The organism is Flavobacterium sp. CFS9 (genome assembly GCF_041154745.1).
GTDB lineage: Bacteria > Bacteroidota > Bacteroidia > Flavobacteriales > Flavobacteriaceae > Flavobacterium.
The window spans coordinates 1,926,866-1,941,038 of the sequence record NZ_AP031573.1; the positions used below are offsets into that span (position 1 = coordinate 1,926,866).

General features: G+C 35.1%; 13 protein-coding genes. 12 read left to right on the top strand and 1 reads right to left on the bottom strand.

Annotated features, from left to right (window positions below; genetic code table 11):
• Positions 1–8 precede the first annotated feature (8 nt).
• The 9 genes from atpA (at position 9) to ACAM30_RS08520 (ending at position 10,137) form a co-directional block, all read left to right on the top strand.
• The gene (gene atpA, locus ACAM30_RS08480; protein WP_017496872.1) at positions 9–1,586 is read left to right on the top strand and encodes a F0F1 ATP synthase subunit alpha; all 1,578 of its coding nucleotides are present in this window, start codon (positions 9–11) and stop codon (positions 1,584–1,586) included.
• 83 nt (positions 1,587–1,669) lie between these two features.
• Positions 1,670–2,530 carry an ATP synthase F1 subunit gamma gene (gene atpG / locus ACAM30_RS08485; RefSeq protein WP_017496873.1) on the top strand — a complete coding sequence of 287 codons (861 nt, stop codon included), beginning with the start codon at positions 1,670–1,672 and terminating at the stop codon, positions 2,528–2,530.
• A 479-nt stretch (positions 2,531–3,009) separates the two neighbouring features.
• Positions 3,010–3,456: a GNAT family N-acetyltransferase gene (locus ACAM30_RS08490; RefSeq protein ID WP_369618096.1), complete on the top strand. Its 447-nt coding sequence runs from the start codon at positions 3,010–3,012 to the stop codon at positions 3,454–3,456.
• Positions 3,457–3,550: 94 nt separating this feature from the next.
• Positions 3,551–5,011, top strand: a complete 1,461-nt coding sequence (locus ACAM30_RS08495) for a lipopolysaccharide biosynthesis protein (RefSeq protein ID WP_369618097.1) — start codon at positions 3,551–3,553, stop codon at positions 5,009–5,011.
• Between the two features lie 28 nt (positions 5,012–5,039).
• The gene (gene dut, locus ACAM30_RS08500; protein ID WP_017496876.1) at positions 5,040–5,474 is read left to right on the top strand and encodes a dUTP diphosphatase; all 435 of its coding nucleotides are present in this window, start codon (positions 5,040–5,042) and stop codon (positions 5,472–5,474) included.
• Positions 5,475–5,641: 167 nt separating this feature from the next.
• On the top strand, positions 5,642–6,658 hold the full coding sequence (locus ACAM30_RS08505) for a sugar phosphate nucleotidyltransferase (RefSeq protein ID WP_369618098.1): 1,017 nt from the start codon (positions 5,642–5,644) through the stop codon (positions 6,656–6,658).
• Between the two features lie 49 nt (positions 6,659–6,707).
• The gene (locus ACAM30_RS08510; RefSeq protein ID WP_369618099.1) at positions 6,708–8,060 is read left to right on the top strand and encodes a tetratricopeptide repeat protein; all 1,353 of its coding nucleotides are present in this window, start codon (positions 6,708–6,710) and stop codon (positions 8,058–8,060) included.
• Positions 8,061–8,074: 14 nt separating this feature from the next.
• Positions 8,075–8,860 carry a DUF4292 domain-containing protein gene (locus ACAM30_RS08515; protein WP_369618100.1) on the top strand — a complete coding sequence of 262 codons (786 nt, stop codon included), beginning with the start codon at positions 8,075–8,077 and terminating at the stop codon, positions 8,858–8,860.
• 23 nt (positions 8,861–8,883) lie between these two features.
• Positions 8,884–10,137 (top strand): murein hydrolase activator EnvC, encoded by a 1,254-nt coding sequence (locus ACAM30_RS08520; protein WP_369618101.1) that lies wholly within the window; start codon positions 8,884–8,886, stop codon positions 10,135–10,137.
• Between the two features lie 138 nt (positions 10,138–10,275).
• Here the strand turns inward: ACAM30_RS08520 and ACAM30_RS08525 are convergent, their stop codons facing one another.
• Complete coding sequence (locus ACAM30_RS08525) at positions 10,276–10,695, bottom strand: HPP family protein (protein WP_369618102.1); 420 nt, start codon at positions 10,693–10,695, stop codon at positions 10,276–10,278.
• Between the two features lie 230 nt (positions 10,696–10,925).
• Here ACAM30_RS08525 and rbfA point away from each other — a divergent pair, with 230 nt between their 5' ends.
• The 3 genes from rbfA (at position 10,926) to ACAM30_RS08540 (ending at position 14,116) form a co-directional block, all read left to right on the top strand.
• A complete protein-coding gene (gene rbfA / locus ACAM30_RS08530) occupies positions 10,926–11,318 on the top strand; it encodes a 30S ribosome-binding factor RbfA (protein WP_017496883.1) in 393 nt (130 codons plus the stop codon).
• A 1-nt stretch (position 11,319) separates the two neighbouring features.
• Positions 11,320–12,519: an ABC transporter permease gene (locus ACAM30_RS08535; protein ID WP_369618103.1), complete on the top strand. Its 1,200-nt coding sequence runs from the start codon at positions 11,320–11,322 to the stop codon at positions 12,517–12,519.
• Positions 12,520–12,688: 169 nt separating this feature from the next.
• Positions 12,689–14,116 carry an MATE family efflux transporter gene (locus tag ACAM30_RS08540; RefSeq protein ID WP_369618104.1) on the top strand — a complete coding sequence of 476 codons (1,428 nt, stop codon included), beginning with the start codon at positions 12,689–12,691 and terminating at the stop codon, positions 14,114–14,116.
• Positions 14,117–14,173: the final 57 nt, after the last annotated feature.

Sequence of the window (14,173 nt, forward strand, 5' to 3'; positions counted from 1 at the left end):
AAATTAAGATGGCGGAAATCAAACCTGCTGAAATTTCAGCAATATTAAGAAAGCAAGTAGAAGGTTTTGAATCTGGTGCTACGCTAGAGGAAGTAGGAACAGTACTTCAAGTTGGAGACGGTATTGCTCGTATTTACGGGCTATCGAATGTACAATATGGTGAGTTAGTTGAATTTGACAACGGACTTGAAGCTATTGTATTGAACCTTGAAGAAGACAACGTTGGTGTGGTACTTTTAGGACCATCAACTGGAATCAAAGAAGGATCAACAGCAAAAAGAACACAACGTATTGCTTCTCTTAAAGTAGGTGAGCAAATGGTAGGACGTGTAGTAAACACTCTTGGTTTTCCAATTGACGGAAAAGGACCAATTGGAGGAGACTTATATGAAATGCCGTTAGAAAGAAAAGCACCTGGTGTTATCTTCCGTCAGCCGGTAACGGAGCCATTACAAACTGGAGTAAAAGCAGTTGATGCTATGATCCCGGTAGGTCGTGGACAACGTGAGCTTGTAATTGGTGACCGTCAAACAGGTAAATCAACTGTTTGTATCGATACCATCTTAAATCAAAAAGAATTTTATGATGCAGGAAAACCTGTATTCTGTATATATGTTGCAATTGGACAAAAAGCTTCAACTGTAGCAGGAATTGCTAAAATGTTAGAAGAAAAAGGTGCAATGGCTTATACCGTTATTGTTGCAGCTAATGCTTCTGATCCAGCTCCAATGCAAGTTTATGCTCCTTTCGCAGGTGCTGCAATTGGAGAATATTTTAGAGATTCAGGTCGTCCGGCTTTAATTGTTTATGACGATTTATCTAAACAAGCTGTTGCTTACCGTGAGGTTTCTCTTTTATTAAGAAGACCACCGGGACGTGAGGCTTACCCTGGAGACGTTTTCTACTTACACTCTCGTTTATTAGAGCGTGCTTGTAAAGTAATTGCTGATGATGGAATTGCTAAAAACATGAACGATTTACCAGATTCTATCAAGTCTATCGTAAAAGGTGGTGGTTCGTTAACTGCATTACCAATTATCGAAACACAGGCTGGTGACGTTTCTGCTTATATCCCAACAAACGTAATTTCGATTACAGATGGTCAGATCTTCCTTGATGGAGATTTGTTCAACTCTGGAGTTCGTCCTGCGATTAACGTAGGTATCTCTGTATCTCGTGTTGGAGGTAATGCTCAGATTAAATCAATGAAAAAAGTTTCAGGAACTTTAAAATTAGATCAGGCTCAATTCCGTGAATTAGAAGCTTTCGCTAAATTTGGTTCTGATCTTGATTCAGTTACTTTAAACGTAATTGAAAAAGGAAAAAGAAACGTTGAAATCTTGAAACAAGGTTTAAATGATCCTTATCCTGTTGAAAATCAAGTAGCTATTATCTATGCAGGTTCTAAAAACTTATTAAGAAACGTTCCTGTAAATAAAGTAAAAGAATTTGAAGCTGATTTCTTAGCTTACTTAAACAGCAAACATAAAGATACGCTTAACGCGTTAAAAGCTGGTAAGTTAGATGACAACATTACTGATGTTATCGAAAAAGCAGCAAAAGAAATTTCAGCAAAATATAACTAATATTTAGTTTATAGTTTTTAGTTTATTGTTTGTGGTTTGTCCCAACAATAAACTAAAAACAACAAACAATAAACATAAAATTAATGGCAAATTTAAAGGAAATCCGTAATAGAATTACTTCCGTTTCATCGACGATGCAGATTACATCGGCTATGAAAATGGTTTCTGCTGCAAAGCTTAAGAAAGCACAAGATGCAATCACTGCGATGCGCCCTTATGCCGAGAAATTAACGGAGTTGTTGCAAAATCTTTCCGCTACACTTGATGGTGAAGTTGGAGGAGATTACACTACTCAACGTGAAGTAAAAAAAGTATTGCTTGTAGCCATAACTTCAAACAGAGGTTTATGTGGTGCATTCAATTCTAACGTAATTAAAGAGGTTAAGAATCGTACCGAATTTTACGCAGGAAAACAAGTTGACGTTTTTGCTATTGGTAAAAAAGGAAATGATGTTTTAAGCAAAACGCATAAAGTACACGGTCATCATAATGCAATTTTTGATCATTTAACTTTTGAAAATGTTGCCGGAATTGCTGATAACTTAACAGAGAAATTCCTTACTGGAGAGTACGACAGAATCGAATTGATCTACAATCAGTTTAAAAATGCTGCAACTCAAATTGTTCAGACAGAACAGTTTTTACCATTAGCACCAATTAAATCTGATGCTGCAGTTTCTACAGGAGATTACATTTTTGAACCTTCAAAAGAAGAAATCGTGTTGACTTTGATTCCTAAATCATTGAAAACACAATTATATAAAGGAATCCGCGATTCATTTGCTTCAGAACACGGAGCACGTATGACAGCAATGCACAAAGCAACTGACAACGCAACTGAATTAAGAAACCAATTGAAATTGACGTACAACAAAGCGCGTCAGGCTGCTATTACTAACGAGATTTTAGAAATCGTTGGTGGAGCGGAAGCTTTGAATGGATAAGAACATTTCAGTATAAGAAAAAGCAAAAGAGCCGGCATATCAATGTCGGCTCCTTTTTTATATATAGGGTTGTTGTTTTTTGAAATGAAGCTTATAAAATGGTGATTCTCAATTTAGTCAAAAAAAGAGAATCAATACCATTTTATAAATCACCAAGTGCTTTGTCTTTTGTGGGAACAAACTAGCTTTATTAGTCCCAATGCTCTGTTTTTTTGAGGGTTACATTTCAGCAGAATCAGTCCCGTTGCTTTGTCTTTTATAGGAACAAACTAGCTTTATTTGTCCTCATGCTTTGCTTTTTTTGAAGGGTTGTATTCTAGCTTTTCTCATTCCCTTTGTTACAAAGTTAGCATAGAAGCTATTTTTTCGCTTACAGAATTTTCGAACTTTATTACAGCTTTTACATGTGGCTTTGCAGCTGAATTTTGTGAGGAGCAATGGAAAAAATTGAGTATTTTTGAAATCTATTTTTTTAAACAATGAAACTACAAATACAAGAACTCACGACAATCAAAGAAATGGTGGATCAGATTGATACCATGCGATTTCTTTATCCAAATCTTACCCTCGAAAAGTATACCGCTTATCTATCAGAAATGGTTCCTCATAATTATATCCAGATCGGAGTTTTTGAAGAGGGCGTTTGTTTAGGGATTACCGGCTGCTGGTCGGCTACCAAATTATGGACAGGTAAATATCTTGAGATAGACAATTTTGTGGTAAATCCAGACGTTAGATCAAAAGGAATCGGGAAATTACTAACCGATTATATCGAACAAAAAGCGATTGATTTAGATTGCAGCAGTATCGTTTTGGATGCTTTTACCGGAAATTTTGCCGCGCACCGTTTCTATTACAATCAGGGGTACGGACCAAAAGGTTTTCATTTTGTTAAAATTTTAGACGAGAAAAAATTAACGCACTAAAATTTCTGTAAGTTCTTTTATTGAACTGCAAAATCAATAATAAACCAAAGAATTGGTTATTTTTGTTTTATAAATTTTATTACACACATATATTTTGGGATTATATAAAAATCTATTCAAACAAACGGCTATTTATGGACTAGCAACGGTTTTGCCGCGAATGCTGAGTTTTCTGTTAGTCAGATTGTATACAGGTATTTTACCAACTGCAGAATACGGTGAAGTTTCGATTGTTTTGTCCTGGATGGTTTTCTTTAATGTGGTACTTTCGTACGGAATGGAAACGGCATTTTTTAGGTTTTACAGTGCCGAAGAAGATAAGAAAAATGTAATCGCAACTTCTACAATTTCGATATTTTGGTCGTCGATAATTTTCCTTTTTGCAGCCTTAATTTTTAGAAATACACTGGCCAATCTGGCCGAGGTCGATGTGCAATACATCACGTATACCGTTTGGATTTTGGTTTTGGACGCCTTGGTTTTAATCCCTTTTTCTAAGTTAAGAGCCAATCAGCGGCCTATGGTTTATGCGGCGATTAAAATTGGAAATGTTATAATCAATCTGTTGCTGAACATATTCTTTTTGTTATACCTTCCTAATTTGGCAGCATCAAATCCTAATTCTGTTTGGGATAATTTGTATGTGGAAAACTTTCAGATTGCCTATATTTTCATTGCAAATCTATTGGCGAGTTTAGCGACATTTATCGTGCTTTCACCAAACTATCTTTCGCTTGGACGAAAATTTGATCCGGTACTTTGGAAGAAAATGATGAAATACGGTTTGCCTATTTTAGTGGCAGGACTTGCTTTCGCAGTTAACGAACATTTTGATAAAATTTTGCTGGGCTATCTGTTACCGGAGAATCTTGCAAAATCCGAAGTTGGAGCCTATTCAGCCTGTTATAAATTAGGTTTGTTCATGGTTTTATTTGCCACTGCATTCAGATTAGGGATCGAACCGTTCTTTTTCAGTCATGCGAAAAACGAAAATGCACCACAGACCTATGCCGTAATTACAAAATACTTCGTGATTTTAGGATCACTGATTTTGTTGGGAGTTATTGTATTTGCAGACGTTTTAAAATATTTGTTGCTCGATAATAAATCGTATTGGGAGGCCATGAAAGTGGTGCCGTTGATTATTTTGGCAAATTTCTTTTTAGGGATTTATAACAACTTATCGGTTTGGTATAAACTGACAGACAAAACACAAATCGGAGCTTATATCTCAATCGTGGGAGCCATCGTGACTTTGATTTTAAACTATGTTTTAATTCCGGTATATAGTTATTACGGTTCTGCAATTGCGACTATTTCTGCATATGGAAGTATGATGTTGATTTCTTATGTTTTAGGAAACAGATACTATCCCATCCCTTATGATATGAACAAAATTGGAGCTTATTTAGGTGTTTCAATAATATTTTCGGCTATTTCGTTTTACGGATTCAGAGAAAATTACTTTGTTGGAATCCCTTTGTTTTTAGGCTTTGTCTATTTTGTTTATCATAACGAAAAACAAACTATCAAAGGAATTATGAATAAAAAGTAACGGTACTTTTTAATCTTTTATAATAAAAATGAAAATACAAATTATCAATAAATCACAGCACGCTTTACCAAACTACGAAACGATCGCTTCGGCAGGAATGGATTTACGTGCCAATTTAACAGAAGCCATTACGTTAAAACCCTTAGAAAGAACCATTGTAAAAACCGGACTTTTTATAGAGTTACCGATTGGTTATGAAGCACAGGTACGACCAAGAAGCGGACTGGCAGCGAAAAAAGGAGTAACGGTTTTAAACTCTCCGGGAACCGTTGATGCAGATTATAGAGGCGAAATAGGTGTAATTTTAGTAAATTTATCCAACGAAGAATTCGTAATCGAAAACGGAGAGAGAATAGCACAACTGATAATTGCAAAACACGAGAGAGCAGAGTGGATTGAAGTCGAAGAACTTTCTGAAACTTCAAGAGGAGAAGGAGGATTCGGGAGTACTGGAGTGAAATAGTTTTCAGTCACGGTCGCAGTAAGCAGTTCCGTGCTTTGCGATCTTAAAAATGAAGTGTAAATACTTAGCATTGTTTGCGATTAATCTTTGCGGACTTTGCGGTTAAATAAAAAAGAACCAATCTCAGAAGATTTAAACATCTTCACCTAAAAAATAAAAAAAATAAAATGAAAATAATCGTTCCAATGGCGGGTCGTGGATCAAGACTAAGACCACATACTTTAACAGTTCCAAAACCATTAATTCCTGTTGCAGGTAAATCGATCGTGCACCGATTGGTGGAAGACATTGCCAAAATTTTAAAAGAACCTATTGAAGAAGTTGCCTTTATTTTAGGGGATCCTGCTTTTTTTGGAGACGATCTTGTTGCAAGTTTAGAAGAATTGGCAGGAAGTTTAGGAGCTAAAGCTTCAATCTACCGACAGGATTTACCTTTAGGAACCGGCCATGCGATTATGTGTGCCAAAGAATCTTTATCAGGTCCTGCTGTAATTGCTTATGCAGATACTTTAATCAGAGCTGATTTTGAATTAGACCCTTCTGCCGATGCTGTTATTTGGGTGAAACAAGTGGATCAGCCGGAAGCATTTGGTGTAGTAAAATTAAATCCAAATAATGAAATTATAGAATTAGTAGAAAAACCAAAAGAATTTGTTACTGACTTAGCAGTTATTGGAATCTATTATTTTAAAGAAGTAGGTGATTTGAAAAAGGAACTTCAGGGAGTTTTGGATAATAACATTCAAAATGGTGGAGAATATCAGATCAATGATGGAATCAAAGCCATGATGGCAAACGGTAAAGTGTTTAAAACCGGAAGTGTGGATGAATGGATGGATTGCGGAAATAAAGATGTTACCGTTGAAACCAATTCAAGAATGTTAGGGTTTTTACACAATGATGGAGAGCATTTAGTAGATTACGATGTGAAATTGGAGAATTCTACTATCATTCCACCATGTTATATAGGAGAAAATGTAGTGTTGAAAAATACCACAGTTGGTCCAAATGTATCCATTGGTAAAGGTTGTCACGTTACAGACAGTACAATTAGCAACAGTTTAATACAAACGTATTCTCAAATAAAAAATGCACAGCTTGACAATGCAATGATTGGAAATCATGTAGTTTATGATGGTAAGTTTAGCAGTGTCAGCATTGGAGATTATTCCGTTTTAGAATAGATTATCAGTTGGAATAGATTCGTTTTTGTTTAAAAATAAATTTAAAGGAATGATACAAAAAGGAGTTATCGCAATTTTATTTTTCGTTTTGCTTGGCAATCCCATTTCGATTATGGCTCAAACAGAACCGGAAGATATTGCTGTGGCAACTGATGAGTATCAGGATGCTTTTTATGAATCATTGAAACAAAAAGGAATTGAAAATTATGATAAGGCCGTCACTTCATTACAAAAGTGTATCAAGCTAAAACCCAATGATGCGGTAGCTTATTTTGAACTAGGGAAAAATTATCTGTCCTTAAAAGATTATCGAAGCGCGCAGGATTCGTTTGAGAAAGCGACTCAGCTTGATCCTAAAAACAAATGGTATTGGTTGGGAATTTATGACGTAAGTTATGAAACCAAAAACTATCCTTTGGCTATAGAAACCATTCAGAAAATAATGGTTTTTGATGAAGAGTACAAAGACGATTTGATTTCGCTGTATATGATCACCAATCAGTTTGATAAAGCGTTGGTGGCGATCAATGAAATGAATGAAAAATTTGGAAAATCTGAAGATCGTGATCGTTATAGATTGCAGATCTTATCTCAGGGAAAATATCAAAATGCAGAAATTGATAACTTGATTGAGCAGATAAAGCAGCATCCAAAAGAAGAATCAAACTATGTAAATCTGATTTTTTTATATTCAAAATCAGAAGAAACAGATAAAGCACTGAATGTTGTGAAACAACTGGCAAAGGAGATTCCAACGTCAGAATGGGCACAGGTAAGTTTGTTTAAAGTGTATCTGGATGCCAATCAGGCCGATAAAGCGATTAAGGCAATGAATGTAATTTTGGGAAGTTCAAAAATCGATTCCAAAATAAAACATCGTACCTTAAATGAGTTTTTGATCTATACGAACAAAAATCCACAATATGCTGCAGATTTAGAGAAAGCCATTTCATATTTCGATAATGATCCTAGTGTGGATGTGGCCAAAGAAATTGGAAAGTTCTATCACAGCAAAGGTCAGTTTGAAAATGCGATTAAATATTATGAAAAAGATTTAAAAGCCAATTCAGAGACAGACCGCGAGACCAATTTGCTTTTGCTTGAAGCATATGCTCAGATGAAACAGTTCGAGCCAATGACAAAAAGAGCGATGAGCATGATTGAGGTGTATCCAAGTCAGCCGCAGTTTTATTATTATGCAGGTTTAGGAAACAATCAGTTAAAGCAATTTAAAAATGCAAAAACCGTTTTAGAAATAGGACTCGATTATGTAGTAGAGGACAAAACACTAGAGGCAAATTTTAATATTCAGTTGGGAGAGGCTTACAATGGATTGGGAGATGCAAAGAAAAAAGAGGAATACTTTTTGAAGGCAAATGAATTATTAAAGAAAAAAAAGTAAAAGATTAAGTCCAGATGAAAAAGTATATAGCGATAGCGATATTGTCGGTTTTTATGATTTCCTGTAAATCAAAGGCGGTTGCAGTACAGAACAATACCAGCGAAGTAAAAGAAATTACTCCAAAAGAAGAAAAAAAAGTAATAGAGAACCACTATAACAATAAGTTAGATTTTTCAACGCTTTACGTAAAAGCCGGTGCACGATATGTTGACGATAAACAAAGTCAGAATGTTACAGCTGAGATTAAAATTGAAAAAGACAAACAAATTTTAGTAAGTGTTCGTTTCCTGGGGATTACTATGGCAAAAGCTTTGATTACGCCAACAGCAGTAAGCTACTACGAAAAAATAAACGGTACCTATTATGAAGGCGATTTTACAAGTTTAAGTAAGTGGCTGGGAACAGAACTCGATTACAGTAAAGTTCAGAATCTATTGGTTGGTGAAGCTTTAGACGATTTGAGAAAAGGAAAATATGCACAAACGATAGTAGATAATCTTTTTCGTTTAGAAGATGAAAAAGATTCTAATTTGAAGAAATCATTCTATTTGGATCCCGAAAAATACCTGTTGCAAAAAGAAGAGATCTCACAGCCATCAGAAAACAGATTCCTGCAGATTTCCTATGCCGACAGTAAGATTTTCAATCAGGGAATACTTCCTACAAGTATTGAAATCAGTGCGGTTCAGCCAAAAGGAAAAACAAATATTAGTTTAAATTACAATACGATTTCGTTTAACGAAGAACTTTCTTTTCCTTACAGTGTGCCAAGTGGTTATAAGAAAGTTATAATTAAGTAAATTTGCAAAAAGAAAATATAAACATGCCAAAATTTCTCCTAAGCCTAATTTTTATATGTGCCACTACTTTTATGTGGGCACAAGATTCGCAACAAGAAAAACTGGAACAGCGTAAAGCTCAGATCCAGCAGGAAATTAGAGATAATGAAAAAATGCTGCAATCGGTAAAGAAAAAAGAAAAATCGGCAGTAAATGTTTATTTAATTCAGTCCAATAAAATCAAACTGAAAGAGAAGCTGATTAATACTACTGCAAAACAGGAAAGACTTTTGAGTAATGATATGTATATTAATCAGGTTAAGGTTAATAAACTTAAAAAAGAACTGGAAGTATTAAAGGCAGATTATTCAAAAATGATTCTTAAATCATACAAAAGCCGATCTGAGCAAAGCAGAGCTATGTTTATTTTATCTTCAGAGAGCTTTTTGCAAGCCTACAAAAGAGCACAATACTTAAAACAATATACCAATTTCAGAAAAAATCAGGGATTAGAAATTCAAACTAAAACCGCGGAGCTGGAAGAGTATAATGCCAGATTAAACGGTCAGCGTATTGTGAAGAAGAAAATTATTGCTGAAAATGAAAAAGAAAAACAAAGTTTAGAAACCGAAAAGAAAGAGCAGCAAAAGCTAGTTAATTCGATTAAAAAGGACAAAAATAAAATTATTGCCGATACGAAAAGCAAACAGCAGGAAGCCAAAAGAATCGACAGACAAATTGATCGTTTGATTCGTGAAGCCATTGCGGAAGCCAACAGAAAAGCTGCCCTGGAAAGAGCAAAAGAAAATCCGGGTTCAACAGCATCTAAAGTTCCGGTATCTTCTTCTAAAATTGCATTAACTCCGGAAGGAAAAATTTTAGCTGCCGACTTTAAAGCCAACAGAGGAAAATTACCATGGCCGGTAGAAAAAGGATTTATTTCATTAGGATACGGTGATCAGCCCCATCCTCTTTATCCGTCATTAACGGTGCACAATTCAGGAGTCGAAATTACAACAGAACAAGGAGCAAGTGCCCGTGCCGTATTTGAAGGAGTAGTATCGAGTGTAATTGTTTTATCTCCAATTAACAGAGCTGTTATGATTCAGCATGGAGATTATTTTACAGTTTACCAAAATCTTAGTCAGGTTTTTGTGGAGAAAGGTGATAAAGTAAATGTGAAACAAAGCATTGGAAAAGTAAGAACCAGTGGTGATACCGGAAAAACAATTATTAAGTTTTTAATTCTTCAAAATACATCCAATAACAATCCGGAAGGATGGCTGCAAAACAGATAATAGTAGTCAACAGCAGTTTTAAGTTTAATTTTTAAAAAAATTTCAAAACTGTGCAGTAATAAAGTCGATTCACACTTAAATAGAAAAAAACCTTTTCACCGGAAATAGACTGGTGAAAAGGTTTTTTGTTATTTGAAGTTAATCGTATTGTTCAAGTAAATATTTTATAACATCTGTTGTGGTTACAATTCCGGTAAGTTTGCCATTGTCGACAACAGGCAGTGCATGAAATTCCTCAGTAACTAAAATTTGAGCTAAATCCCGAATACTGGTATCTGATGAAACTGTTTTTGGTTTTGAAGTCATGATTTGAGGGATAGTGAGCATTTCTAAAATAGCTTCGTCAGCTTCTTGCTGTCCTTCGAACAAAGCACCAAAAGTTAGGCGATTAATATCCGTGCGGCTTATGATACCAATTACTTCTTTGCCTCTGACAATGGGAATATGGCGGATATTGTGTTGTTTTATAAGTTCAACGATTTTTTTAAGGTCGTCATTTTCACTTGCAGTAATGACGCTTTTAGTCATAATATGACTGATAGGTTCTCTCTTTTTCATAATAGGAAGTGTTGTATTATTTTCATTAAAATTGTGAAATAATACACGTAAAACAAATGACCTTTATCATGTTTCGCAACTTTTCAAAATGTTGAAACAAGTAGAGTATTTGTTGAATTTTCTTTAGAAGGAGAGCTATTTTTGAAAGAAAGTGAACCAGAATACAAAAATCATCCTATTGTTCATTTGAAATTGCACCGATTGAAATTTAAAAATAGTATTTTTGCAGTATGGAAACAAACAGACAGAAAAAAATAGGCGGTGTCATCCAAAAAGATTTGGTTGATATTTTGCAAGGTGAAGTGCGAAAAAACGGAATCACTAATTTAGTAATTTCAGTATCCAAAGTTAGTGTTACTACAGATTTATCGGTAGCGACAGTATATTTAAGCATCTTTCCTCAGGATAAAGCCCAGGAAACTTTAGAAGGAATAAAGTCAAATACAACTTTAATCAAACACGATTTGTCACAACGTGTGCGTTTGCAATTGCGTCGTGTGCCAAATTTGGTGTTTTTTATTGATGACTCTTTAGATTATATCGAAAAGATTGATAATGCGTTATCGAACAGAGAAAACCCAATTGAAAACCGTGATCTTTTAGAAAAAAGAAGAAAATCATAAATTGAATTTCCCCCTTTACATAGCCAAACGTTATATTTTTAGCAGAAGTAAAAACAATGCTATCAATATCATCAATCGTATTGCCAGCATGGGAATTATTGTTGGAACAATGGCTTTGTTTGTGGTTTTGTCCGTTTTTAGCGGACTAAAAGTCTTCAGTCTTTCGTTCACCAACGAAATTGATCCTGATCTGAAAATAAGCAGTACTTACGGGAAGTCTTTTTTTGTAACACCGGATCAGGAAGCTCAGCTTAAAAAAATTGAAGGAATTGCTTCGTACAGTAAAATCATTGAAGAGCGGGTTTTGTTTCTGTTTAAAGACAAACAGCTTGTAACCTACTTAAAGGGTGTTGACAAAAATTATGTTGTTGTTAACGATATTAAGAAAAAACTTTTTAACGGAGAATGGCTGAAACCGGATACGTATCAGGTGGTTATTGGCTACGGAATTGCCCGTGATTTTTCGTTAGGGATTCTGGATTTCGAAAACCCTTTGCAAATATTTGCACCTAAACCCGGAAAAGGAGCTATCGAAAATCCGGAAGAAGCCTTCAATAAAACAGATGTTTTGCCCGTCGCAATTTATTCGATCAGTGAGGATTTAGATTCAAAGTATGTCTTTGCTGATTTGGGTCTGACGCAGGAATTACTGATGTATAAAACCAATCAGATTTCCGGAATAGAATTCAATCTGAAAGAAAATGCAAATGAAACGGCTATTCGATCTCAGCTTGAAAAGCTATTCAAAAATAAAATCACTATAAAAAACAGAGCACAGCTTAACGAATCTTTGTATAAGATGCTCAATACCGAAAATATTGTAGTGTATCTAATCTTTACATTGGTAATTATCGTGGCGCTTTTTAATTTAGTAGGTGCCTTAATTATGATGATTTTGGAGAAAAAGCCTAATCTGAAAACGCTTTTTAATCTGGGAACAGAAATCACCGGTTTACGCAAAATATTCCTGCTTCAGGGAACCTTGTTAAGTGTATTTGGAGGTATAATTGGTCTTGTTTTAGGGATTATTTTAGTATTGCTTCAACAAGAATACAATCTGATTATGCTGACACCCACTTTGGCCTATCCGGTAGTTTTTACCTTAGAAAATGTACTCATTGTGATGGCAACCATTGTATCACTTGGTTTTGTTGCTTCTTTAATTGCAAGCAGCCGTGTGAGTAAAAAGCTTCTCGATTAGTATTTCTACCAGAAAAATATTACCTATATTTACCGTATTAAAAATCTGCAGCATATGATAGTTTCTGCCTAGTCCTATTTTATTTTTGGAATAATTAGGATACTTACGTTTGTTTTTTGAGTTCAGATCATTACATCTGAACAAATTTTATCATTTATCTTAATATATCATGACAGAAACTACCATAGAGAAAAATCTATTTTCTAAAATTTACACTACTTTAAAACAAGCTCTCCAAGGAGATGAGTCTTTTGATTATACGGCAGGAAATATTAAAAAAGCAGTCATTCTATTAGCCATTCCTATGGTTTTGGAAATGATGATGGAATCTGTTTTTGCTCTTGTCGATTTGTACTTTGTAGGACATTTGGAACATAGCAGTTTTGCCATTCAAACAGTTGGTTTAACCGAATCTGTTTTAACAATTATATATTCTCTGGACATTGGCTTGAGTATGGCAGCAACTGCAGTCGTGGCGAGACGAATTGGAGAGAAAGATCCTGTCGCTGCAGCAAAAGCGGGAATGCAGGCCATCGTTATTGCATTTGTGTTAAGTATTTTTTTAAGCATTTTTGGAATTATCTATGCCAAGGATATTCTTCTTTTAATGGGAGCATCTGCAGACGCAGCCGAACATGGTTTTAGATATACCCAAATTATGATTGGTTCCAGTTTAAGCATTACATTTTTATTCCTGATTAATGGAATTTTTCGTGGTGCCGGAAATGCTGCAATCGCAATGAAAAGTCTTTGGATTGCCAATATTTGCAATATTATTTTATGTCCGATACTAATTAATGGTTTTGCGGAAATTCCTGCACTTGGTTTACTTGGTGCGGCGATTGCCACAACTACCGGAAGAAGTATTGGTGTTTTGTATCAAGTTTATCATTTGTTCTACGGAAATGGAGTTTTGAAAATAAAAATGTCATATTTTTTACCGGATTTCAAACAGATAAATGCCTTAGTAAAAATTGCAGCACCGGGTGTATTACAGTTTGTGATAGCTTCCTGCAGTTGGATTTTTCTGGCACAATTGGTAGCAACAACGGGAGGAGATCACGGATCGGCAGGTTATCAGACTGCTCTTAGGATAATGATGTTTTTTATTCTTCCGGCTTGGGGATTGAGTAATGCCGCTGCGACTTTGGTGGGACAAAATTTAGGGGCCAAACAAATTGAGCGCGCCGAAAAATCTGTTTATACCACAGCCAAATACAATGTTATTTTTATGGCAACAATTATGATTGTCACCTTATGTTTTGGAGAATATATCATCTCATTTTTTACCAATGATGAAATGGTGAAAACAATTGCTGTTGAAGCCTTACAGATTATGAGTATCGGATTTATTTTTTACGGAATCGGGATGGTTTTGATCAACACGTTTAATGGGGCGGGAGATACCTGGACACCAACAGGAATTAATTTCTTTGGATTTTGGCTGTTTCAGATTCCGTTGGCATTTGTGCTGGCGAAACATTTTAATATGGGACCAAAAGGTGTTTTTATTGCCATTCCGGTTGCTGAAACTGCTATAACCTTAGCGGGGATTTTCTTTTACAAAAAAGGAAAATGGAAAAGGGTTCAGGTGTAATTCTTAAAATCAGCATTTTTTAAATACGAGAAAAACCTTCTATTTTGAAGGTTTTTT

Coding starts and splice junctions, on each gene's coding strand:
- atpA (WP_017496872.1), top strand. CDS start 9: ATGGCGGAAATCAAACCTGCTGAAATTTCAGCAATATTAAGAAAGCAA.
- atpG (WP_017496873.1), top strand. CDS start 1,670: ATGGCAAATTTAAAGGAAATCCGTAATAGAATTACTTCCGTTTCATCG.
- ACAM30_RS08490 (WP_369618096.1), top strand. CDS start 3,010: ATGAAACTACAAATACAAGAACTCACGACAATCAAAGAAATGGTGGAT.
- dut (WP_017496876.1), top strand. CDS start 5,040: ATGAAAATACAAATTATCAATAAATCACAGCACGCTTTACCAAACTAC.
- ACAM30_RS08505 (WP_369618098.1), top strand. CDS start 5,642: ATGAAAATAATCGTTCCAATGGCGGGTCGTGGATCAAGACTAAGACCA.
- ACAM30_RS08510 (WP_369618099.1), top strand. CDS start 6,708: ATGATACAAAAAGGAGTTATCGCAATTTTATTTTTCGTTTTGCTTGGC.
- ACAM30_RS08515 (WP_369618100.1), top strand. CDS start 8,075: ATGAAAAAGTATATAGCGATAGCGATATTGTCGGTTTTTATGATTTCC.
- ACAM30_RS08520 (WP_369618101.1), top strand. CDS start 8,884: ATGCCAAAATTTCTCCTAAGCCTAATTTTTATATGTGCCACTACTTTT.
- ACAM30_RS08525 (WP_369618102.1), bottom strand. CDS start 10,695: ATGAAAAAGAGAGAACCTATCAGTCATATTATGACTAAAAGCGTCATT.
- rbfA (WP_017496883.1), top strand. CDS start 10,926: ATGGAAACAAACAGACAGAAAAAAATAGGCGGTGTCATCCAAAAAGAT.
- ACAM30_RS08540 (WP_369618104.1), top strand. CDS start 12,689: ATGACAGAAACTACCATAGAGAAAAATCTATTTTCTAAAATTTACACT.